The 22587-nt window shown below is 65.2% G+C and carries 22 protein-coding genes and 1 pseudogene; 4 read left to right on the top strand and 19 right to left on the bottom strand.

Features of this window, described 5'->3' with window-relative positions; genetic code table 11:
* Window positions 1-2: 2 nt before the first annotated feature.
* From pdxY to RBB34_RS10285, 9 genes and pseudogenes are all read right to left on the bottom strand, one after another.
* Window positions 3-872, bottom strand: a complete 870-nt coding sequence (gene pdxY / locus RBB34_RS10325) for a pyridoxal kinase (protein ID WP_306119137.1) — start codon at window positions 870-872, stop codon at window positions 3-5.
* Window positions 869-1645 carry a YggS family pyridoxal phosphate-dependent enzyme gene (locus RBB34_RS10320; RefSeq protein ID WP_306119136.1) on the bottom strand — a complete coding sequence of 259 codons (777 nt, stop codon included), beginning with the start codon at window positions 1643-1645 and terminating at the stop codon, window positions 869-871. Before RBB34_RS10320 ends, pdxY begins: the two co-directional genes overlap by 4 nt.
* Window positions 1646-1649: 4 nt before the next feature.
* Complete coding sequence (locus RBB34_RS10315; RefSeq protein ID WP_306119135.1) at window positions 1650-2351, bottom strand: glutamine amidotransferase; 702 nt, start codon at window positions 2349-2351, stop codon at window positions 1650-1652.
* A complete protein-coding gene (locus RBB34_RS10310) occupies window positions 2348-2917 on the bottom strand; it encodes a redoxin domain-containing protein (RefSeq protein ID WP_306119159.1) in 570 nt (189 codons plus the stop codon). The genes RBB34_RS10315 and RBB34_RS10310 overlap by 4 nt, the downstream gene beginning before the upstream one ends.
* Before the next feature lie 10 nt (window positions 2918-2927).
* Window positions 2928-3164 (bottom strand): thioredoxin family protein, encoded by a 237-nt coding sequence (locus tag RBB34_RS10305; protein ID WP_306119134.1) that lies wholly within the window; start codon window positions 3162-3164, stop codon window positions 2928-2930.
* Between the two features lie 43 nt (window positions 3165-3207).
* Window positions 3208-3876, bottom strand: coding sequence for a MarR family winged helix-turn-helix transcriptional regulator (locus tag RBB34_RS10300; protein ID WP_306119133.1), 669 nt, complete (start codon window positions 3874-3876; stop codon window positions 3208-3210).
* A gap of 69 nt (window positions 3877-3945) precedes the next feature.
* Window positions 3946-4554 (bottom strand): DUF2285 domain-containing protein, encoded by a 609-nt coding sequence (locus RBB34_RS10295; RefSeq protein ID WP_306119132.1) that lies wholly within the window; start codon window positions 4552-4554, stop codon window positions 3946-3948.
* A gap of 10 nt (window positions 4555-4564) precedes the next feature.
* Window positions 4565-4669, bottom strand: a pseudogene (locus RBB34_RS10290) (DUF6499 domain-containing protein); the annotation flags it as partial.
* Window positions 4670-4798: 129 nt separating this feature from the next.
* On the bottom strand, window positions 4799-5071 hold the full coding sequence (locus RBB34_RS10285; RefSeq protein WP_306119131.1) for a DUF2285 domain-containing protein: 273 nt from the start codon (window positions 5069-5071) through the stop codon (window positions 4799-4801).
* A 213-nt stretch (window positions 5072-5284) separates the two neighbouring features.
* Between RBB34_RS10285 and RBB34_RS10280 the strand changes: the two genes are divergently transcribed.
* Window positions 5285-5518, top strand: coding sequence for a helix-turn-helix transcriptional regulator (locus RBB34_RS10280; RefSeq protein WP_306119130.1), 234 nt, complete (start codon window positions 5285-5287; stop codon window positions 5516-5518).
* Window positions 5519-5567: 49 nt separating this feature from the next.
* On the opposite strand, the gene RBB34_RS10275 is transcribed toward RBB34_RS10280, so the two are convergent.
* The 5 genes from RBB34_RS10275 to RBB34_RS10255 form a co-directional block, all read right to left on the bottom strand.
* A complete protein-coding gene (locus RBB34_RS10275; protein WP_306119129.1) occupies window positions 5568-6242 on the bottom strand; it encodes a DNA-binding protein in 675 nt (224 codons plus the stop codon).
* Window positions 6217-7407, bottom strand: a complete 1191-nt coding sequence (locus RBB34_RS10270) for an XRE family transcriptional regulator (RefSeq protein ID WP_306119128.1) — start codon at window positions 7405-7407, stop codon at window positions 6217-6219. Before RBB34_RS10270 ends, RBB34_RS10275 begins: the two co-directional genes overlap by 26 nt.
* Entirely contained in the window at window positions 7391-8773 is a 1383-nt protein-coding gene (locus RBB34_RS10265) for a 7-cyano-7-deazaguanine synthase (RefSeq protein WP_306119127.1), read from the bottom strand. The genes RBB34_RS10270 and RBB34_RS10265 overlap by 17 nt, the downstream gene beginning before the upstream one ends.
* Window positions 8770-9348, bottom strand: coding sequence for a hypothetical protein (locus RBB34_RS10260; protein ID WP_306119126.1), 579 nt, complete (start codon window positions 9346-9348; stop codon window positions 8770-8772). The genes RBB34_RS10265 and RBB34_RS10260 overlap by 4 nt, the downstream gene beginning before the upstream one ends.
* A gap of 172 nt (window positions 9349-9520) precedes the next feature.
* A complete protein-coding gene (locus tag RBB34_RS10255) occupies window positions 9521-9853 on the bottom strand; it encodes a DUF736 domain-containing protein (protein WP_306119125.1) in 333 nt (110 codons plus the stop codon).
* A 786-nt stretch (window positions 9854-10639) separates the two neighbouring features.
* Between RBB34_RS10255 and RBB34_RS10250 the strand changes: the two genes are divergently transcribed.
* Window positions 10640-11098 carry a GFA family protein gene (locus tag RBB34_RS10250; protein ID WP_306119124.1) on the top strand — a complete coding sequence of 153 codons (459 nt, stop codon included), beginning with the start codon at window positions 10640-10642 and terminating at the stop codon, window positions 11096-11098.
* 82 nt (window positions 11099-11180) lie between these two features.
* On the opposite strand, the gene RBB34_RS10245 is transcribed toward RBB34_RS10250, so the two are convergent.
* The 5 genes from RBB34_RS10245 to RBB34_RS10225 form a co-directional block, all read right to left on the bottom strand.
* A complete protein-coding gene (locus RBB34_RS10245; protein ID WP_306119123.1) occupies window positions 11181-11648 on the bottom strand; it encodes a hypothetical protein in 468 nt (155 codons plus the stop codon).
* A gap of 124 nt (window positions 11649-11772) precedes the next feature.
* Window positions 11773-12702, bottom strand: coding sequence for a DUF2493 domain-containing protein (locus RBB34_RS10240; protein WP_306119122.1), 930 nt, complete (start codon window positions 12700-12702; stop codon window positions 11773-11775).
* Between the two features lie 318 nt (window positions 12703-13020).
* On the bottom strand, window positions 13021-14067 hold the full coding sequence (locus RBB34_RS10235; protein ID WP_306119121.1) for a toprim domain-containing protein: 1047 nt from the start codon (window positions 14065-14067) through the stop codon (window positions 13021-13023).
* A gap of 103 nt (window positions 14068-14170) precedes the next feature.
* Complete coding sequence (locus RBB34_RS10230; RefSeq protein ID WP_306119120.1) at window positions 14171-16276, bottom strand: ParB/RepB/Spo0J family partition protein; 2106 nt, start codon at window positions 16274-16276, stop codon at window positions 14171-14173.
* A gap of 128 nt (window positions 16277-16404) precedes the next feature.
* Window positions 16405-17598: a DUF932 domain-containing protein gene (locus tag RBB34_RS10225; protein WP_306119119.1), complete on the bottom strand. Its 1194-nt coding sequence runs from the start codon at window positions 17596-17598 to the stop codon at window positions 16405-16407.
* Window positions 17599-17994: 396 nt separating this feature from the next.
* On the opposite strand from RBB34_RS10225, the gene RBB34_RS10220 reads away from it, so the two are divergent.
* Together RBB34_RS10220 and RBB34_RS10215 are read left to right on the top strand one after the other, a co-directional pair.
* Window positions 17995-19872 carry a site-specific DNA-methyltransferase gene (locus tag RBB34_RS10220; RefSeq protein ID WP_306119118.1) on the top strand — a complete coding sequence of 626 codons (1878 nt, stop codon included), beginning with the start codon at window positions 17995-17997 and terminating at the stop codon, window positions 19870-19872.
* Entirely contained in the window at window positions 19873-22587 is a 2715-nt protein-coding gene (locus tag RBB34_RS10215) for a DEAD/DEAH box helicase family protein (protein WP_306119117.1), read from the top strand.

Genomic DNA, 22587 nt, shown 5'->3' with positions numbered 1-22587 from the left:
GCTCAGAGGGAGGAACCGCGATCGCTGTCCTCGCTGGCAGGCGCAGCCGCGAAGCGCACCGGTGCGTTTGCCGGACGCGGCGCGATCCCTCCCGGATCGAGCTCCCGGGCGCCGGTCCTGTGCGCGGTTTCCATCAGGCCGAACACGGTCTCGACGCCGCGTTCGAGCGCGGCGGGCGTGTCGGCGCCGTGCAGCAAAGCGTGCAGGAACGCCGCGGAGAAGACATCACCGGTGCCGGTCGGGCGCAGGGCGAGCTTCGGCGTGCGCACCCGCCAGCGCCCCTTGCCGTTGCCGACGAGCGTCGTGACGAATCCATCGATGGAATCGATCCCGGTGATCGCGGCGATGCGGGCGCGGCATGTCAGGAGGCGTTCGAGAACCGCGTCCGGCTTCCCGTCGGCCAGGCCGGTCAGGCGCCGCGCCTCGAACAGGTTCGGCGTCAGGATGTCCGCGCGCGGCACGAGATCCGCAGCGATCGCGGCTGCGACCGCTTCGTCGACATAGAGGCCGGTGTCGGCATCGCCCATGACCGGATCGCACAGGACGAGGACGCCTGCATGGGCGGTCCTGACGCGGTCGATGAACCGCGCGGCGGCCGCAGCGGCGCCGGGGCTCGCGATGTAGCCCGCGAGGATGGCTTCGATCGCGGTGGGCGGAACGCGGTCGAGCAGCCGGTCCAGAAGCGCCTCGACGAGAAGGGGATCGAGCGGCCCGCCGGCGATGGTGGGATAATGCGGCGTGTTCGACAGGAGCGTGGTCGGGACAGCGTGCACCGTCGCGCCGAGTCGCTGCAGCAGCGGCACGGCGGCATTGTTGCCCGCGCAGCCGTAGACGAGCTGCGACTGGATCGAAACGATCGCGGCTCCGCTCATGGCGCGCCGCCCGGCCAGTAATGGCTGTCGGGCAGCGGACGGGCGCCGAAGATCGCCTGGCCAACCCGCACGACGGTCGCGCCTTCCTCGATGGCGATCTCGTAATCGCCCGACATGCCCATGGAGAGGTCATCGAGCGTGACGCCATCCGGCGCCTCATTGCGCAGCCGCTCGCGCAGATCGCGCATCAGCCGGAAGCAGGCGCGCACGCGCGCCGCGTCTGCGGAGAACACAGCGAGCGTCATCAGTCCGCGCACTTTCAGTGCGGTGAAGGCGGGGAGTTCGCGCAGGAAGGCGGGCGCGTTCTCAGGCGCGAGGCCGTATTTGGAGGCCTCGCCCGAGCTGTTGATCTGCACGAAAACGTCGAGCGCGCGGCCCTCGATCTCAAGGCGGCGGTCAAGCGCTTCGGCCACTCTCAGGCTGTCGAGCGCCTGGAACTCGGCGGCGAAGCGGGCGACGTACTTCGCCTTGTTGGTTTGCAGATGGCCGATCACCGACCAGGCGATGGGAAGATCGGCCATCGCCTCGGCCTTTTCGCGCGCCTCCTGCACCTTGTTCTCGCCGAACTCGGAGAGCCCCGCCGCATGCGCCATGCGGATGCGGGCTTCTTCGACAGTCTTGGAGACCGGCAGCAGCCGAACCTCCGCCGGGTCGCGCCCGGCACGCGCGCAGGCAGCCGCAATGCGCGCCCGCACGGCGGCGAGATTGCGCGCGATGTCCTCGGCGCTGCGCGCTGCGGGGAAGCCGCCATGACTGACCGGTGTCGCGCCCATTGGGTCAGACCTGGAGCCCGCCGAGCCAGTTGGAGAGTACCGCCTGCGCCTTGCGTTCGAGCTCCGCGCCGTATCTCTGTGCGTCCGCGCGCAGGCGCGGCACGTCGATCCGCGCGGCGGCGAGTTCGGCCGCGTGGCCGACGAGCCATTTCTCAAAGCCCTTCGCGGAGGCTTCCGGGTGGAACTGGAAGCCGACAATGTTCGGCCCCATCGTGAAGGCCTGGTTCTCGCACAGATCGGTGGAGGCGAGCCGTTCGGCGCCGGCCGGCAGGTCGAACGTGTCGCCATGCCAGTGCAGCGTCATCGGTTCGTCCGCGAAGGGCGTGAGACAGGAGGACTGTCCGGCCTGCGTCAGTCTGATGGGCGCAAAACCGATCTCCTTCGCGCGGCCGGGGTAGACCCGCGCGCCCGCCGCCCGGGCGATCAGCTGGGCACCGAGACAGATGCCGAGCGTCGGCCGGTTGGCGGCGAGGCGCTGTTCGAGGATGGCGATCTCCTCGGCGAGGAAGGGATAGGCCTCGTTATCATAGGCGCCGATCGGGCCGCCGAGCACGATCAGAAGGTCGGTTTTCACCGGGTCCACCGTCCAGAGCTCCTGCTCGCCGATGTCCCAATAATGGACCTGATAACCAGCCGAGCGGAGCGCGGGCGCAAAGGCGCCGAGGTCCTCGAAACCAACATGACGGATGGCGATTGCGGACTTCATGCGGGGCGGTCTCCTTGCGGTTCTGGAGCGATGCAACCGGCCTCGTCACAGGCCGGAGCGGCGGCATCGGCAGCGGGTTCCGGCGCCATGCTTCTGTCTTCGCGCTCGGCGATCAGCGCCATGATCTCGGCGCCGAGTCGCAGATCGGGAATGTGACCGAAATGCTGCGCGCGGCGGCGCCCCTGCCGGTCGATCAGCACGAGGGTCGGCGTGCCCTGCATTCCATAGGCGGCCATGGTGCGCGGCAGGCCGCGATCCTCGCCCGGTTCATCGACCGCGACGGGAAAGCTGATGCGGTATTCGTGCAGGAAGGCTGCGAGCGCGACCGGGGTCTGGGCGTCGTGATGTTCGAAGACGCTGTGCAGGCCGATCACCGCGACGTCTGCCTCCCGAAAGGTCTCGCGCACGCGCTGGGCCTGCGGAAGGCCGTGGCTGACGCAGCCCGGGCACAGCATCTGGAAGGCCTCGATGAGTACGACGCGGCCGCGCAGCCGGTCGAGGCTGAGCGGCTCGGCGGCGTTGAGCCACCGAGCCGCGTAAAGCGCCGGGGCGGGCTTCGGAACCATACCCGGCCCGTCAGCGCAGCGCCGAGAGGTCGGCGCCGTGATTGATGTGTAGCGCCGCGCCATCGACGACGAGGGCGGGCACGGATTTGACGCCGGCGGCTTCGGCCTCATCGATCCGGTCCGGGGCATCGCCGAGATGGACGATTTCCAGATCGACGCGTCTGCGGTCGAGGATCTCGGTGATCTTGTTCTCGGCGGCGACGCAGACCGGGCAGCCGGCGTGGTAGAAGATGGCCTTCTGTGTCATGGTATAAGTGTCTCCTGTCTTTCATGTGAGGCGGGCTCAGACATCAGGACGCCTCGCCCGTTGCCGGGGGCGGGGTGTCCGCTAGTCCGACCGGCGCGCCGATAAACGTTCGCCACACGGCGTCGGTCTCGGATGCGTCGGCCGGTTCATGCTCGCCGCAATCGAGGCGCAGGCTCGCGTCTCCGAAAGCGGCGTCCACGAAGGCACAATGATGGGGTGCGGCCGGATCGTCATGGGCGTTGGGCCGGAAGAAGCGACAGGTCGCGCACATCCGCTGAACGGGGATCGCGCCCCGGACCTGCAGCTCGCGGATCATCTTGACGAGGGCCTTGAGGAACACCGCCCGCTCGCCCGGGTCCAGCGTGTCGATGGCGCCGAGCAGCGCGTCGGGCCAGACCGCCGTCTCGGCGGCGGCGCGCCGACCGCTCGCGGTGGGATGGAGCAGCGACGCCCGCGCATCATCCGGATCGGGATGTCTGGCGACATGGCCCTTTCGGATGAGCGCGCCGGCCGCGTCGCTGGCCGTCGGCTGGGTGACGCCGAGCGCTTCGGCGAGGGCGGTGATGCGCGCCGGGCCGCGCCGGGTCAGATGCGCGAGGATCTGCGCTTGGGTCGGCGACAGGGCGGCGGCGTCGGCCTGCCGCCAGCTCTCGGCCCGCAGGAACAGCCCGATCTTGGCCAGCCCGGTCGCGATGTGTGTTTGCGACGTCATGGTGCTCCGCCTTTCGGAGCGAGTATAAATAGGACTCCTATGTAGTTGCAAGAGAGGAATCCGGGAGACTTACCGCCGGCGGGGTGCGAGGCGCAGGAGATCGCGATAGCCGCGATCGATCATGCTCTGCCCATAGGCCGCCAGACGTACGATCTGGGCCTTGAGCGAGCTGGTCTTCCAGGGTTCGGCGCTCAGGCGGCGCTCGCCGAAATAGACCGCGGCCACCTCGCGATAGCTCGCCCCGGCGCGTCTGGCGTCGACACATCTGAGCGCGCGCTTGAGCCGGTCACGGCGCTGGCAGGACAGCGGCGGGTCGGCCGTTCGGTCGATCAACGCGCGGCGCAGACCGTCCGCGGCGGCCAGACGGATCGGCCAGTCGTCGTCGAGAGGCAGGAGGATGCCGAAGGGCTTGCCGTCGCGATCATCGACGGCGCCGACGAGCACGCTTCCATCATCGAGTCGCGCCCATTTGAGGCCAGCTTCGCTGCGCGTTTGCGCGGGCCGCACGAGCCGAGCTGGCGGAGCGGTCCGAAAGTCGGTCGGAAGCGGCGCGATGAGTTGGGTGATGGCCGGCGCGTCTGCGGGATTCCAGAAGACCGGCGCTTCGGGGGCGTCGAGCTCCGGATCGACCGGGAAATCGCAGCCCCCAGTCTGCGACGCTTGTGTCGCCGTCCGCACGCCGCCAGGCGGCGCAGTAGTTCTCGTTCCTCCGCAGGCACTCCCAGGCGAGGCCCGACAGGCCGAGCGTGTCGAAATGGTCGTAATGCCGATCCTCACGCCAGTCGCGCGGCATGGCCGATCTCCCCGACGAGGGCGCGGCTCGCGCGCGCCGGACGGAACTGAATTTCGGCTTCAGGTTGCGCGTGGCTAGACCTCCCTGCGGCATCGGGCGATGCGCGGAGCGCATCACCGCGGCACTACATCAGGGCAGGCCGCGCCTGAGAAGGTCGCGATAGCCGTGCTCGGTCATCCAGCGGGCGCGCCCCAGATGACTGTCATGGACGCGGCGCGCGCGCTCGGGCTCAGCCTCGGCGTCGATGCCGAACAGGATGCGCGCAATCTCGGGGAGCGGTGCGCCTTCCGCATGGGCGTCGAGCAGGCGCATGTAGAGTTTGAGGTGATCGCGGTCGTAGACGGTGACGCGATCCTCGGCGGGCGGCGCGTCGGCGAGCGGCGCTTGCGGCAGATCGGTCATGTCGGTGTCCCCCGTCCTTCCCGAGAGTCATAAACGGATTGGTAACCATGATCCACGGTTCCAAAGGAATTTCGTCCACTGCGGAGACCCGAGGGGTGAGCATAAAGCTGGTGACGCGGATCGCGTGCCATCTCCTCTCCGAGCGGGAGGTCTGCATCGATTGTAGAGAATACTCCGTGGTTAAATACTCTACAATGGCCGTTCCTCGCGCGAATGACGATCCGCGACATACTGGCCAGAAATCTAAGGACATATCGGCAAGCACGAGGCCTGTCGCAGGAGGAGCTCGCCCACAGGGCGGACATCGACCGGACCTATATCAGCTCGATCGAGCGGTGCCAGTACGCCGCCAGCATCGACGTGCTCGAGCGCCTCGCGCGCGAGCTCGGCGTCAGGCCGTCAGCTTTACTCGAAGAGATGCCGCGGGAGGCACCTTCGCAGAAGTAAGCGACATTGTGTCCACTCTTGCAAAACGACCCACGCGATACGGCGCGGATTAATCCGTATCGCGCCGGCGTTCTCGCATGTTTGCCTTCGCTTCCGTCTGTTCGAGCGCCGCCGCTTCTTGCGACAGGCTTTTGAAGTTTGGTAAGCAGGTGCACTCAAGGGCGCGATTACGCCCTATCAGAGTCACGACGTCATTGGCACTGTTCGAAGGGATCCGCATACGTCCATGCCGTAGCGCCAGATAGATGGTCTCTACCGCTAGCTGCTCCCCGAGTCTGAGCACAATTTCCGGGTGCCGCAGAAGGTCGATGGACCATGCGGGTTGCTCACCATTCATGAGAGCCGCAGCTCGTGCGCGGCCCTTCCGTTCATCGATGACGGCGCGGAAGCAGCGATGGGCGGCGATGGCAATCGTTGCCGCTTCGCCGTCATCCAGAGAGGAGGGGCCGCCGGAGAGCACGGCGAACAGCTCGTACTCCGCCTCGGTCATCCCGACGACGGTGACCTTGCCGCGCGAAACCAGATCGTGGAGGAAGCTGTGTTCTCCGTTCCTCCGGCTCGTCTCGTGCTTCAGTTCCCCGGCCACGATGTCGGCGACCACGATCTCGTTCTGAATCGCCGACAGCACCCGTTCGCCATGGGCGCAGGCATGCAGGTTCACCAGAACGCTCGTGTCGAGCACCAGCGGTCTGGGGTCATCAACCAGGGAGCTTGAGAAGGTCATCCGTCACGTTTTCCTCAAGCTCGATCTGGTCAATCAGCTCGCGCAACTCCACGCGGCGCATCCTCAGCAGCTCTGCCAACTGCCCTTCCGACATGATGCCACGCTTCCATGCCGCATGCGCCATGAGGCTCATCCTATGGGAGACTGGTCGGTCGGCATCGGCCTTGGCCATGTCGAGCCGGTCGGCGGCGTCTCCGAGCACTTCGCGGGCGTGGTAGTCCTTGATTCCGCCCTTCGTCTTGAGCCATTCCCAAGTCCCTTTCTTCAGAAGTCCCAGCTCTTCGAGTCGGCGGACGCACGCCTCGCGGGAGATGTTGTATTGGTGCGCCAGCAGGATCACATGCCGACGAGTGAGCATGTCCGCGCCAGCCGTCAGCTGTTTAAAGCTCTCCGAAAAGCTTTTGCGTGGCGCTACAAAGGCTCGGCCGAAGGCATTCGCATACCGTTCGTCTCGCGACAGGAACTGCTCATCATCCTCCAGCACCTCGGGCACGCGGCGCGTCCCGACGAAATGCCCGATCTCATGGGCGGCGGACTGAACGCGCCGCTCCAGCGGGTGATTGGCGTTGAGAAGAATGCAGGCACCTACGGCGTCATCATACGTGAACAGGCCCGCCACCTTTGATTTTGAGGTGAGGCGTCGTTGGTACAGGCGGATGCCAAGATCGAACTCGATGATCGAGAAAATGTCGCCGATCGGACCGCCGCCCAAACCAAGCCAGTCCCGAAGCTCTTGCGCATGCTTCTCGGCAAGCTCGACAACATCGCCCTCGTTAATCCCTTTCTCCGGCGGATAATGCCGCCGCCGCTCGATGCCGAGGACGTTTTCGAGTTCCACCTCTGCCTTCACCAGATCATTGAGAAGCTCGATGGCTTCCAGCGCGTGGTCGTCCTCCGTCTCGCGCATCTTGCGGAACCGCGGCACCAGATCGGTATGGACCGCTTCCCGACGCAGAAGCGCGTTGACGGAAACGCCGTAGTGCCGGGCAAGGAGCTGCAACTCCTGTATGCGGACACGCCGCGTGCCCTTTTCGATGGAGACGAGCGTCGGGCGCGACATACCGATGACCTCGGCCGCCTGATCCTGGCGAATACCCGCATTTTCCCGCGCCAGACGCAGGCGCCGACCGATTTCCTGGGCGCTCAATTCATTCAGATCGGCCATTACGCCCTCCCTTCGTCCAGCTTCTGAGGAAGCTTTGTTCTCCCTGGGCGGCCACGAACGCCCGCCATTCCTTCGCGTGCCTCAGCAACATGCTCCTGAGCTTCTCCAAGACGTCGTCCTGTGGTTGCCCCGTCGCGCGTGCGATCTCGAAGGCATGAACCTTCAAGTCTGTATCGGGCAGGTCCGCCAACCGCTGGAGGTGCCGCGCCCCGACGCTGCCGTACTCGGCCATCGACCGGCTCAGTCGCACCTTCTTTCTGCCGGGAAGGGCATTCTGAAACGACGGCACCGCCAGATCGGCGATCACGTAAGTACCTTTGGGCTCGTCTATCCCGGCGGCATGCATGCTCATCCGGCGAAGCAGACAGGCGGCGCACAAACCGCACTGCCGAAGCTTGCCGTCCATCTTCGCGTTCCAGCGCTGCTGCCAGCACGAACGGGTCTCGAAGAGCTCACCGACCGCCCTGTTGGTGGCGAGTCGAAAGGCCGCAATCGTTTCGCCCTTCGTGTTCCAAAGGCGCGGCTGGTCATAACGGACTTGATGATCAAGCAACGCCTCGATGAACCGCTCCATCTTGCGGAAGTACGTCGGATGATTGCGATAGTCGGCATAGACGTTGTGCAACGGCAGGAGCACCGGACCGAGTGCACCCTGACCGCTTTCGGGAACGACAATTCTGGTCAGCCCCGTCAGCTGGGCGGCAATTGCCGTCACGGCGGCAAACTTGAAGCCACGAGATCGCACACTGCTTTCCCGCGAGGAGGGGACGTCGACACGAAAGGGGATCTGGTCGAACGGCTCGTCGCCCTCCTTCAGGGCATGGCGATGTTTGGTGACGCGGACGCAAACAGCGTCGCGCCCGTTTCTCGACAGCTTGGAGACGCAGCGGGAATCCAGCCCGTCGCTATAAGCGATCACGAAGCTCCGCTCCGTCCCAAATGGGAGCGACCGCTGCCGCGCGCCGAGAATGCTTTCGCCCTGCCAGGGAACAAAGGAGAAATGCCACTCGTCGCCGGTCAGATGTCGCAGCGCCGACCGAAGGCTGGCTTGCACCTCGGGCTGTTGCCACCTTGCTACTTCGACGACAGGCACCGTGATGTCGAAATCGCGTGCCCATCGGTTGACTCGCCTTGCGGCGCGGCGATCCGCATATTCAACGGCAGCGCTTACGACGAGCAGATCGTGGTGGATCGGTTTCCAGCCGTCGTAGTTATACGTGTCCAGCGCATCCGGGACGAAAGTGATTTCCCGGCCGATTTCAGCGATGATCACTGAATTGGAATGGCATTGCTCATGACGCCGGCCAGACTCGACGACGCGCAGAGTCAGCCCGTACTGCTGGGGATTGTTTACCTGGGTATTCACAGTCGGATCATCCCGTCGTCGACACCGTCGCTTTTGCCGACGTCCTTCTCAAATGCGTCCTTCCGACCCTCAATAAGGGCGTCGCGGACCTTCTGTCTGTCCATGACGTCGAAGGCGGCATTAACTTTTTCGCGCGCTCGAGCGGCTGCCTCGTGGCTCATCTCGTTGTTTTCCCGAGCGCGGATGCATTCCTCGTGAAAGCGGTTCCGAGATTGGTTGATCTGCGAATCGATGGCGGCATCGAGTGCGGGCGTAATGACATCCCTGAGCGACCCGTCGTTGGCCGCCCGATACAAAAGCTCCTTCTGAAGCGCATCGAGGAAAGGCGTCTTCTCACAGCGATCAAAAATGGCTTCGATAGACCCCAAAGGATCAAGTTCAAGCTGGCCCCTACCGAGATGTGCGCCGATCTCCCGCAGCGCCTTGACGTGTTCGTTGGTAACGAGGTGACGGGTCAGTGCATCTGACGCAAAGGCGCCGCATTCGTCGGGCGATGCCGCGTCGTTTTGCACGGCTTCAGCCAACCGCTTCCAGCATTTCCCGAGCTTCAGATTCTTGAACGGACCATCGGTCATGGCGGCCTCCTGCACAAACCATGTACGGCAACAGGCTGACAATGTCAATATATAGCATCATGAATCTGACATTCGAGGGCTGTATTGGGCGACGCTCCTGATCGCTGGGCTGCGCCGGCATTCAAATGGGAACGCCCCGCCCGGGTCTCCGGACGGGGCGCTTGGCGGCGGCTCAGTCGCCGTTGCGGCGGCTGGGGCGGGACCAGATGAGGCTGTAGCTCTCCTCGCCCTCGACAACGGTGTCGTCGAAGAGGTTGGCGTAGATCGGCGCGGTGAAGCTCGGGTCGTCGAGCTTGAGGCTGAGATAGTCGCGGCCCTCGTTCGAGCGCTTGGACCAGGCAGCACCGATCTCGGCGCGGCCGACGAAGACGCGGTGGCTCGGGGCGTTGCCGTTGGTGGATCCCTCCTCGGGGACGATGCGGACGTTCTTCGCCTGCACGCTCAGGGTGACGATCTCGCCGACGTATTCGCTGCCGGTCTTCTTGAAGGTTCCGATGGTGGCCATGTCAGTTCTCCTTTGAGTTCTCGAGCCCGCGCCCATCGCGGCCTCGATGGCGATCGCAGAGGCCGGGGCGATCCGCCGACGCAGCCATTCATGGCCCGCAGCGCAGCGGAGGACGGCGGGGACGGTCTTTCTTGCCTCGCGAGGAATGGCCTTCGGCCAGGGGAAGAAAGTCCGGACCCGCCGTTGCGGCCAAGGCGATCGAGGCGCAGCCGGCCCCGGCCAGATCAGCCCATTGAGAGGCCGTGTGGGACGCGGGTGACGGGCGCATGGGAGAAGACCTGAGCTCCACCGATGGACACCGGCAAGATCCCGGCAGCGCGCGTCGCGCGAAGACAGGCCCCGGCGTGCGGACGGGCGGGTATGTATCGTCGCCTAAAGGAAGTGACACTGCACAACGGCTGTCCTGATCAACGACACTTCGTGCCGCTTTCCGGAGTCGGCTCATCCGTGGCCACACCTGAACGGGGATCGGCGACCGGGGGGGGTCGAGAGTCGACCAGACCCTTCTTGCCGGCGATGATCGATATGGATGATCGGCACACGAAGAGAGGGCACAAGATGCTCTCAACCGGCTGCACGCTCGCCGCCGAACACGCGCGCTGTCGCGCGTGCGTCCTTGTCCGGCTGGACGAGAGCGGTTAGACGGGAGGTCGCCTCCACTTGTACTGCCGTCGCCGCGAACGACCGCTTGCTGCAAGCTGGCAGAGGCAACACGGTAGAGGGTGCGCCGGACTGGGGTTTATTCCAATTGAGGACCACAAGATCTGCTCGGAGGGCGAAGCTGGCATGACTGCGAATTCCTGGTCCGGCGGCTGCCAGTGCGGCGCTGTCCGTTTTCAGGCCGGGCCCGATCTGGAAAACGGTCACTTTTGCCATTGCCGCATGTGTCAGAAAGCTGTCGGTGCGCCGTTCGCTGCCCACGTGGGTGTCGCACTCGAATCATTGAAATGGACGAAAAGCGCTCCTTCCGAGTTCGAAAGTTCTGCAGGTATTTTCCGCGGCTTCTGCAAGCTCTGTGGAACCTACCTCTACTTTCGGCGAGATGGCTCAGAGCGGCAATCGATGTCCATCGCTGCTTTCGATAAGGCCTCAAATATCCCGATCACAGCCGAACTCGGCATAGAGAGTCGATGGCCGGTGCTTAACCCGCTTCCCGTAGAACAGGTCACGTCAGAGGAAGAGAATCCCGAAGGACTGGAAGCGATCCATCTGAGCAATCGGCAACACCCCGATAGCGACCAATAGAAAGCGCCGGACCCGCTCGTTTTCGGATGGAATACAACCCAGCCGTCATTGGCTGCGTTGCGGCAACGGCTAAATCGCAAGATTAGCCGTCGTTGGCGGCGCGCCCGCCGCTGAATGCATGCGCTGTCGCCGGTGCGTCTTCGTCCGGCCCGGCGAGGGAGGCGATCCGTGCGCAGGCCGTGGCACCGACGACGATTGCTCCGATCCAGGAGAAGACGAGTATCCAGGTCTCGCCAGCACCGCCGATCTCTGAGAGACCCTTGATGGCGTGATATCCGGCGATGCCTGCTGGCGCGGCGACGAGCGCACCGATGGCGAGCCTGACGGGGACGGACTTTATCGTCGCGAACGCGACTTGGCCCGCGACGAGCGTCGCGCCGCCCGCGAGAAACGCTGAGACGAACGCGGCGGCGACGCCAGCGTCGCTGTCGTAGACATGCATGCCGACGGTGACGGCGACGAAGAACGGGAGCGCGTAGACGGCGAGCGCGAACAGCACATAGACCATCAAGCCCAGGCCGAGGACACTCAAGATGGCGGATACGAACATGGGCGGTCTCCTTCGAAGAGGCGCGCCTCCACCACCGCCACGGCGCGGGTGAAGTATAGCGCAAGTGATCGCGCGCCGGAATGCTCCGGCGCGCGCATGGGCGATGCGTGGGAGGCATCGCGGGTCACGATGCACCCGTCTTGCGGGGGCGGAAGTCGTAGAGCGGCACGCCCATCGCCCGCGCCTTGTCGGCGAGATTGTCGGTGATGCCAGAGCCCGGGAAGACGATCAGCCCGATCGGCACGGTGTCCAAGAGCTGGTCGTTGCGCTTGAACGGCGCGGCCTTTCCATGGCGCCTCCAGTCGGGCTTGAAGACGATCTGCGGGCATTTGCGGTTGTCGGCCCAGCAGGCGGCGATCTTCTCGGCGCCCTTGGGCGACCCGCCATGCAGCAGCACCATGTCGGCGTGCTTGGCATGCACCCGGTCGAGCGCGGCCCAGACGGCTTTGTGGTCGGCGAAGTCGGTCCCGCCGGCGAAGGCGATCTTCGCGCCCGTCGGCAGGAGCGGTTCGAGTTCGGTCTTCCGCTTGGCGGCGAGGAAGTCGCGGCTGTCGATCAGCGAGGCGGTCAGGTTGCGCCGGTTCGTGTGCGAGCCGGAATGCGGATGCCAAGCGGTACCGAGATGCGCCTCGAAGAGGTCGGCTGCGACGTCGCGCATTCCCTCGTAGGCGTTGCGCCGTTCGATGAGCGTGATGCCCTCCGCTGTCAGCTCCTCGAGTTCGATCGAGCGGACCTCGGAGCCGTCCTGCTCGCGCTGCGAGCGCTTCTGCGCCTGCTCGTTGGTGTCGAGTTCGCGATCGACGCGCGCGGCCATACGGTGGAAGACGTTGGTGGTCGACCAGAGCAAATCTTCGAGATCGGGTTCGAGCCGCGTGTCGCTCAAGCTGGCGATCAGGGCGTCGAAGATGTCAGCGAGCGCGCCCTGCAAAGCGTCGGCCTCGGGCAGCGGGCGCGGATCGGGCTCGCCCGCGAAGGGGCGGTAGCCGTAGAGCTGGAGCTCGTCGAGGACGATGGCCGTCGATGAGCGGTGCGTGGTGCTGGCGTGTTCGGTCATGGCAGGTCGTCTCCGGTTCAAGGGACCCGCGCCTCTCGCGGGCCTTCCCGGGCGACGGGAAAGCGGGGGCCGTCCGGTCCTGCACCGCCGCGTCTTCGCGGCGGCCGGAGCGAAGCGGAGGACGGCGGAGGCGGCGCCGTTTTGTTTCGCGATGCAAAGCCGAACCTCTGGTTCGGCGGTGGAAAACGGTGACGCCGCAGCCGTTGCCGGACCGGGCGGGCTCCGCTCCGTCTCGCCCCTCTCGGAAGGCCCTGAGGCACGGCTCCGATGGCCGGAGACGTGTCCGTGACGGATGCACCGGCGCCGCCCGTGCTTCGATCAGGCGGCGGAGGATGGCAGCAGGCGCGTCACATCCTGCGGCGCGAGCTGGGATCTCAGATGCGCCCGGAGATCGTCGAGGCCGAAAGTGCGCAGTTCCGCGTTGGCGTCCTCGAGCCGGAAGACGAGCGGCGCGGTCTCGATGCCGCCCGAGCGCGCGCGGTCGTACAGCGTGTCCGCCGCTATGCGGCCCGCTTCGTCCGAGTCGGCGGCGATGTAGAGACGCTTGACGCCGCCGGGCAGCAGGAGGGCTGCGAGATGGTTGGCGGAGAGCGCCGCGATCACCGGCAGGCCCGGGAACGCCATGCGAAGCGAGAGCATCGTCTCCAGACCTTCGCCGGCGGCGACCAGATCGGTGGCCTCGCCAATGCGCACGCCGTGGCCGAGCAGATTGCCCATCGCCTTGCGGTTCGGATCGAGCGGCGCCTTGCCCGCCGTCTCGGGATCGAGCCAGGTGCGGTGCAGCCCGGTCAGGTCGCCGCCCGTGTCGGTGACCTTGGCGAGGAGCGCGGGCCAGGCCTCCGGCTCTGCATCATCAGGTTCGTCCTCGCGCCAATAGTAGCAGTGCGGATGGAAGCGCAGCGCGCCGACATTCCGGATGCCGACGATGCCGCGGTTCGCGAGGTAGCGTTCGGCAATTGTCCCCGCGATCGGTTGGGCCATCGCCCAGAGCCGCCGCGCCGCTTCCGGCGACCCGGTCGGCGCCTTGGCCACTGGTGCGCGCGGAGGCGGGTCGGCCCGCGGCAGGCTGAGGAAGCGGCGCGCCTCGTCCAGCGCCTCGCCGAGCGATGTGAGCTGAAGGTTCGCCGTGATTAGGTCGAGCAAATCGCCGTGCTCGCCGGTGGCGGCGTCGGTCCATTTGCCCGCCGCGCCGGGCCCGGATGTGGGCCCTGTGAGCCGGACATAGAGGCTGCGGCCCTGCGTGTTCTCGGCGTCGCCGACGATCCAGTAGCGGCCCTGCCGGCGGCCGTTCGACAGGTAGTGACGGCAGACCGCCTCGGCCTCGCTGGCGAGACGGCGCGCGATATCCGATGCAGCGCTCTCCATGGGAATCTCCTTGCCTGCGGGCAGAAAAAAGGGGCCCGCCGCGTCCGGCGGGCCCCGAGGTGCGAGGCGGTTGGGGGAAGTCCGCCCCGTGGGGTTGGTCGCCTCAGGCGAAGGCGGCGTGGGCGACCTCCTCATCTTCGGCGGAAGTCTCGGAATCGCCCATGGCCGTTTCGCCGTCGTTGTCCGCCGATGGCGCTTCGACCTCCGGCGCACCGTCATCGGCGTCGTCGACGATCTCGAACTCCGGCGCTTCGTCGGCAGCGAGCGGCGGCGTGCGCAGCACCTCCGGTAGCCAGCCCGTGCCCGCGAGCAGTTCCTCGGCCGCCGCGACCATCTCGGGCTTCTTGATGCCCGCGATGCGGTCCGCAGCCGTCTCGCCCTTCGACTCGCGCACCGCTTCGAGGATGCGCGCCTTGGTGACGCGGCCGAGATAACTGTCCGCCGTCGGCGTCCAGCCCGCCCTGGCCATGTCGAGCCCGACCGTCGCCGCCAGAACGCCCGCATGGGCGAGCGCGCGGGGACGGCGGTTGTAGGGCTCGTGCACCGCGTTCACGGTCATGGCGACGCAATGGGCGAAGAGCGCGTCGCGGCTGTCGCCGTCGAACCCGGTCAGCGCCTCCCAGAGGTCTTCGGCCCGCTTCGGCAGCGCCGCCGCCCAGCTCTCGATGCGCCGGTCGATCGCCTCGGCATAGGCCGTCTCGCCGAGCCCCGGCGCCTGCGCGCCGAAACCCGCCGAACGCGGTTCGATCTCGACGCAGCTCTCCTGGCCGTAATGGTAGAAGAGCCGAAGCGCCATGGCGTGCAGCGCGGCGAGGAAGGCGGTCTGCGGGTCGTCCGCCAGCGCGTTGCGCAGGGCGAGCGTGCGATGCGCGGTCAGTTCGCAGATCAGCCGGTCGGAGAGCGGCTTGAGGCCGTCCTCCTCCTCATCTTCCGGATCGGGCGCGTCGGAGACCGCATCGCCTGCCTCGCCATCGACCTCGCCGCTGTCGGACCCGATGGCATCGGCGTCCGGCGCCGCGTCGGGCTCTGCGACCGGCTCGTCCTCGGGGCGGACATAGCCGCGCTCGACGCGCAGCCGCCCCGCGCCGTCGATGCTGACGAAAGCCCCGGCGATCGCCAGCTCCTCCGGCTCCAACCGGACCGGGCGGGTCTGGAGCGCCTCCGTCGCCGCCTCGATCTCGCCGAGCCGACGGTCGACCTCGTCGGGCAGTTCGTCCGCCTCGGCGTGCGCCTCTTCGAGCGCGTCGTACTCGGCCTTCAGCGCGGCGTAGCTCGCGTCCTCCTCGTCGCTCATCGGCTCGGGCTCGCCGACGATCCGCCGCATCCCATAGGTGTGGCCGTAGGGAAAGTCAGTGCCGACCTCGACCCACTTCCAGCCCTCGGCGCGGATCACCTCGGCCTCCCGCTCGAGCTTCTCGGCGACCAGGCCTGTCAGCAGCCCCGCATCTTGCAGCCAGCCGCCATCGTCGGACTGGAACAGGTCGCGCAGGATGACGCCGCCCGCCGCCTCGTAGGCGTCGAGCCCGATGAATTGCGCCCGCCGATCCGAGGCGCGCACGGCGCCCTCGGTCAGCATGCGGCGGATCTCGTAGGGTTGCTTCGAGTAGTGGCGCTTGAGCGCCTCCCAGACCTGTTCCTGACGCTCGTGGTCGGGGCTGACCGTGAAGGCCATCAGCTGGTCGAGCGTCATCTGCTCCTCCGCATAGGCGTCGAGCAGCGATGGGGCGACGGCGGCGAGCTTCAGCCGCTGCTTCACGACGTTCGGGGAGACGAAGAAGGCCGCGGCGATCTCCTCCTCGCTGCGGCCCTTGTCGCGCATCGCCTGGAAGGCGCGGAACTGGTCGAGCGGATGCAGCGGCGCACGCTGGACGTTCTCGGCAAGGCTGTCCTCCTCGGCGAGTCCATCGGTGCGCACGATGCAGGGCACGGGCGCGGTGCGCGCTAGCCGCTTCTGCTTCACGAGCAGTTCGAGCGCCCGGTAGCGGCGTCCGCCCGCCGGGATCTCGAACATGTCGGTCTCGGCGCCGGTCTCGTCTAGCACGGGCCGGACGGTGATCGAGGACAGGAGCGTGCGGCGGGCGATGTCCTCGGCCAGTTCCTCGATCGAGACGCCGGCCTTGATGCGCCGGACGTTCGCCTGGCTGAGCACGAGCTTGTTGAAGGGGATGTCGCGCGAGGCGCTGAGGGTGATCTTCTGTGACTTCGTCATCGGACTTCTCCGCGACGGGCGGTCGGGAGCCTCTCTCTCGACCTCCAAACCCGTCACGAAGCCCACGGCCCACCTCTCCCTCTAGGAGCGATGGGCCGCGGACGGAGGTTCGGGGCGAAGCGCAACGCTTATGCGGCGCGCTCCAGGAGCGTTTTCGCGCGGGTCTCCATGGCGAGGCGCGCATCCTGCTGTGGCTTGCTCCGCGCGACGGCCGTGATGCCCTGCACGAAGTCGAAGACGCTCTCGGGCGGTCGACCTTCCTCAGCGAGAACGGTCTCGACGATCTTGCTCGTTTCCGCCTTCGAGAAGCCGCGCTTCTTCAGGAAATCGGCGCGGCCCTCGTCGCTGCGTGCGACGATCTTCTCGCGCGCCGCGCGGATGCCCTCGATGAACGGTGCTGGCGAAGAGTTGGCGAAGCGGGTCAGCGCCGGGGCGGCTTCATGCGCAAAGCGGTTCGCCGCGTATTTGGAATGCCGGATCGAGATCTCCTGGAAGTCCTCGACGCCCCAGAGATTGCGGTTCTGGCAGACGGCGCGGAGATAGAAGCTCGCAATGCCGAGCGTCTTGGCGCCGACCTCGGAGTTCCAGCAGTAGAACCCCCGGAAATAGAGGTCGGGCGAGCCGTCCGGCAGCCGTCCCGCCTCGATGGGGTTCATGTCGTCGACCAGGAAGAGGAAGACGTCCCGGTCGGAGGCGTAGAGCGTGGTGGTGTCCTTGGTGACGTCGACCATCGGGTTGTAGATGCCAGTCGACCAGTCGAGCACGCCCGGCACCTTCCAGCGCGTGTCGCCCGTGCCGTTCCCTGCGATGCGCCGGACGGCCGAGACGAGCTCATGGTCGTAGATTCGGCCATAGTCCGGGCCTGTGACGGCGCGCAGCTCGGTCCGGCCGTCCTCGGTCTCCAGCGTCTTGACCTGTTCGGCGCGGTGGTTGGTGAGGCCGTATTGCAGGTTGATGCCGACGAGGGGCGCAGGGAGCTGGCGCAGATAGGCCGCCGGAGCGCCCACGAGACTGGCGAGTTGGCCGAAGCTCCAATGGGTCGGCGCGACCGGAGCCTCGGTCTCGGGCAGGACCAGCGCCAGCCGTTCGGGGTCGTCCCGGTGCGCCTCGACGCGGATCGCCGCGCTCTCGACAGTGCGCGTCCGGCTGCGCTCGGCCCGGCCCTTCACCGAGGCGAAGAGGTTGTCGAGCGACAGAAAGCGCTCGTCGTCCGGGCGGGAAAACCATTCCGAGGACACGCGGCCCACCCGCTCGCCGCGCGACGCGTCCACCTTGTAGCCGCCGCTCTCGGGGCGGCCGGTCATGATCTCGACTGTAGTCATGGCTCATCTCCATGACGGGCGGCCCGAGAGCCTCTCTCTCGACCTCCAAACCCGTCACGGCGAAAGCCGCCGGACTTTCACTCTCGTGTGGTGACCGGAGAAAAGGGACTTCGTCCAACCCCTTGCAGCTCATGCAACTGGATAACCGCAAAAAAGGGATACACATTCGTGTATCCCTTGGCTACACTAGGGCCATGAAAACCAAGGATGTCGGATTGCGGATTCGGGTTGAGCGCGATCTCCGGGACGAGTTCCTGGAGGCGTGCCGTCTACAGGACCGGCCCGCCGCTCAGGTGCTCCGAGAGTTCATGCGGAGGTATATCGCGGAGCACAAGGCTGACACGCAGCCGAGCCTGTTCCCGCCCGAAGCCATAACGAGGGGCCGCTGAGGTAGCAATGGTAAAGTCGACCAAGGACGAAGCGCCGATCGAGCGTGTGGCATCGCAAAGCCCTGACCTGCGGCAGGAGTTGCTTGCAGGTCTTCGCGTGCTTGCGCCCGAGGCGTTTGCCGAGGGCAAACTTGACCTGGAACGGCTGCGCTCGCTTACGGGCGGCGACGCCGAGGACAAGCCGGAAAGGTTCTCATTCACATGGTCGGGAAGGCGCGCGGCTGTTGCCATGCTTCAGGCGCCGACCCGGGCGACTTTGTGTCCTGAAACTGCCATCAGCCTGAACTTCGAAGCAGCGCAACACGTCTTCGTCGAAGGCGAAAACCTTGAATCCCTGAAAGCAATTTATCGCGCCTATTACGGCCGCGCGAAAATGATTTACCTCGACCCGCCATACAATACCGGGAACGACTTCATCTACCCGGACAATTTTGTGGACCCGCTCGACCACTATCTCCGCATCACGGGGCAGAAGAACGGGAATGGGGATTATGTTTCGTCAGTGACCGAGACGGGCGGCCGTATTCATTCCGCTTGGCTATCCATGATGTATCCACGCCTTGTCATGGCGCGCCAGCTTCTGAGCGAGGAGGGGGTCATCTGCATCAGCATCTCCGACCACGAGGTCGCCGCGCTGAAGCTCCTTCTCAACGAGATTTTCGGTGAAGAGAACTTCATCGCCCAGTTTATCTGGAAGAGCCGGAAATTTCCTGACTCGCGCTCGACGACGCAGGTATCAGTGGATCACGAGTATCTGCTTGCTTACCGTCGTAGTGCTGAAGGTCAGTTTAGAGGCGACGAGCGGGATGAGACCAAGTTCCAGAACCCCGACGATGATCCGCGGGGAGACTGGATGAGCCGCAGCATGCTTGGCCTTGCTACCGCCGAGCAGCGTCCGAACCTGCACTTCCCCATTACCGACCCATCAACCGGGATTACCTACCCGCCCGCGCCTAACCGAGGCTGGCGCTACTCTAAAAAGCGCATGGAGAAGATGATTGAAGAGGGCCGCGTGCTCTTCCCCGCCAGCCCCGAGGGCCGCCCTCGCGAAAAAAAGTTCAAGAAAGAACTCCAAAACCAGTTTATGGCCTTTCCGTCCATTATCGATGACGTTCACACGTCGGACGGGACGGAGGAAGTCCGGAAGATATTCGGTTTTCAGGCATTTGACTTTCCGAAGCCGACTGAACTGATTCGCCGCTTCGTCGAGCAGCTCTCGTCAGACGACGACCTTATCATCGACTTTTTCGCCGGTTCGTGCTCCACCGCGCAGGCCGTGATGGAGCAGAACCGACGCGACGGCGGGCACCGCCGTTATCTATGTGTGCAGCTTCCGGAACCGATTGACCCCGACTCTGAGGCGGGCAGAAAGGGGTTCAGGACGATTTCGCAGCTCGGCCTCCACCGCATTCAGGCGGTAGCAAAGGTGCTCGGGGGCGAAAACGAGTCCCTCCTCGCTGACAGCAATGGCGATGCAGCCAATCTGAGCGTCCGCGCCTTCAAGCTCGCAGAGCCTAGCATGCGTCGTTGGAAGGGCGTCGAGGCGAAGGATGCGGATGCGTATGCCGAGCAGCTCGACGCTTTCGCTGACACACTGGCGGATGGCTGGAAGACGGAGAACGTGATCTGGGAAGTGGCGCTTCGGGAAGGATACGCCCTTACCTCCGAGATCGAAAAGCGCGAGGAAGGCGGGCCAACATTCTGGCGCGTGACCGATCCCGAGCGCGAGCAGACGTTCCACATCTGCCTCGACGACAAGCTGACGATGGAAGCCGTCGGCAAGCTCGGCCTCACGCGGGAGAGCCTCTTCATCTGCCGGGACAAGGCGCTGGACGACTCGCTCGCCGCCAATCTCGCCCTCCAGTGCAGGCTGAAGGTGTTGTAAATGGCGATGGAATTCCGCTTCGAGGCAACCCAGGAACACCAGCTCGCGGCCATCGAGGCCGCGTGCGCTCTCCTTGAAGGCCAGCCGCACGTGAGGAGCGAGCTTGTCGTGCCGGACGGCGCCTCCTTCTCTGCGATCGCCAATCGCCTTGACGTTTCGAGCGATGACCTGCTGAAGAATCTCCAGTCGATGCAGGGCGAGGCGGGCTTCCAGCAGGACTCCGAGTTGAAGGCCATTGCCGGTGAGATCGATACTGCCACGGGCTCAAGAGAAGTTCGGTTCCCGAATTTCTCGGTCGAGATGGAGACCGGGACGGGCAAAACGTATGTCTACCTCCGTACGGCGATGGAGTTCTACAAGCGCTTTGGCCTGCGGAAGTTTATTGTCGTCGTGCCTTCCGTCGCGGTCCGCGAAGGCGTTCTCAAGACCCTAAAGGTCACCGAGAACCACCTGAAGGCGCTCTACGACAATCCGCCTTACCGCTACTACGTCTACGAATCGGCCAACCTCAGCCAGGTTCGGCAGTTTGCGCTTTCGGACGGCCTTGAGGTGATGGTGATGACGATCGACGCCTTCGCGCGCGCGGAGAACGTCATTCGCCAGACTACCGACCGGCTACAGGGCGAGCGCCCCCTGCACCTTGTGCAGGCGACCCGGCCCGTGTTGATCCTCGATGAGCCGCAGAACATGGAGAGCGAGAACCGCATCGCGGCGCTCGCCAGTCTGAATCCGCTATTTGCGCTGCGCTACAGCGCGACGCACCGCAACCCCTATAACCTGATCTACCGCCTCACGCCGTTCGAGGCGTACAGGCAGGGGCTGGTGAAGCGCATCGAAGTCGCGTCGGTGATCGAGGAGAACAACCAGAACCTTCCCTTTCTGCGCCTTGACGAGATCAAGATTCAGGCAAAACGGCCGGTCGCCCGTCTTGCTGTGCACAAGCTCATGGCGAGCGGCGCCATTTCCGAAACGGTCCTCACCATCAAGGGCGAGGACGACCTTGAAAAGAAGGCCAGCCGGACCGAGTACCAGGGTTTCGTCGTCGAAGAAATTAACTACGGCGGCAAATTCGTTCGTTTCGCCAATAATGTCGAGCTGCGCGTCGGGCAGGCGACCGGGGTCGAGAAGGAAGCCATTTTTGAAGCGCAGATGCGCTACACGCTTGAAGAGCACATGCGCAAGCAGGCTCGGTTCCGGGATGACGGAATCAAGGTGCTTTCTCTCTTCTTCATTGACAAGGTGGACAACTACGCTGCCGAAGACGGCGTGATCCGGCAGCTCTTCGACCGGATATTCGAGGAGGTCAAAGCCGGTCACCCCGAGTGGAAGGAGCGCAAGCCCGAGGAGGTGCGCTCGGCTTATTTCGCGAGCAAGACGAAGAAGGGGGGCGCGACCGAGTATCTGGACACGACCGGCAAGAGCAAGGCGGACGAGGAAGCCTTCAACCTCATCATGCGCGAGAAAGAGAAGTTGCTCTCCTTCGACGAGCCGGTATCCTTCATCTTCTCGCACTCGGCGCTGCGCGAAGGCTGGGACAATCCCAACGTCTTCCAGATTTGCACGATGCGCGAGGTCGGGTCCGAAACCGAGCGGCGGCAGCAGGTCGGCCGCGGCGTGCGGCTTCCCGTCAACCAGGACGGCGCGCGCATCCGGGACGAGCGGATCAACGTGCTCACCGTGGTCGCGAGCGAGACCTACGAACGCTTCGTCTCCGAACTTCAATCCGAGATCGAGGCCGAATACGGCAGGGAGGGCGCGCCGCCCAAGCCCGCGAATGCGCGCAAGAAGACGAAGCTTACCTTGCGCAAGGCGCACATGCTGAAGCCCGAGTTCAAGCAGCTCTGGGAGAAGATCAAGCACAAGACCCGCTATGCCGTGACGATCGATCCCGGAAAGTTGATCGAAGGCGTTCTGCCGGACCTAGACGCCGCCGAAATCCGCAAGCCCCGCATCGCGATCTCAAAGGCTGAAGTGATCGCGAGCGACAAAGACACGTTCGAGGCGCTCACGCAAAGCGGCGCGCGTACCGCCATCGACCTCGCCGGGCGCTATCCGCTGCCCAACCTGATCGAGATCATGGAAAACCTGATGGAGAACACTTCTCCGCCGATGCGCGTGAGCCGCAGGACTCTGCTGGAAATTTACCGCCGCTCGAAGAGCCGCGACGCCGCGCTGGAAAATCCGCATGAATTTGCGACGGTGGCCGTTGGCTTCATCAAGGCGCGGCTCGCCGATCAGCTTGTGGACGGCATTCGCTATGAGAAGATCGACGAGTGGTACGAGATGACGCAGTTCGAGGCCGAGATCGAAACCTGGGCGGACTACATCGTCCCCAGCACGGCGAGCCACGGCGCGGGCGGCACGCATATCTATGACGGCGTGCCGTTTGACTCCGAGACCATTGAAAAGCCCTTCATCGAGGCGCTCGAAAAGCGCAAGGACGTAAAGCTCTACATCAAGCTTCCGTCGTGGTTCAGGGTGGCAACGCCGGTCGGCGACTACAATCCCGACTGGGCGATCGTCATGGAAGACCCCGACGGCGGCGACGACCTGCTCTATCTCGTGCGCGAGACCAAGGGCTCGCTCAATCCCGACGATCTGAGGCCGGATGAGCGACGAAAGATCGCGTGCGGCCGACGGCATTTTGCGGAAGCGCTGGACGTGAATTATCGCGTGGTCACCAACGCGAGCCAACTACCGAGCGGCGGGGTGTAG

It is taken from the genome of Roseitalea sp. MMSF_3546, from assembly GCF_030732865.1.
Lineage (GTDB): Bacteria > Pseudomonadota > Alphaproteobacteria > Rhizobiales > Rhizobiaceae > Roseitalea.
This window is presented reverse-complemented; position numbering and strand designations above follow the sequence as displayed.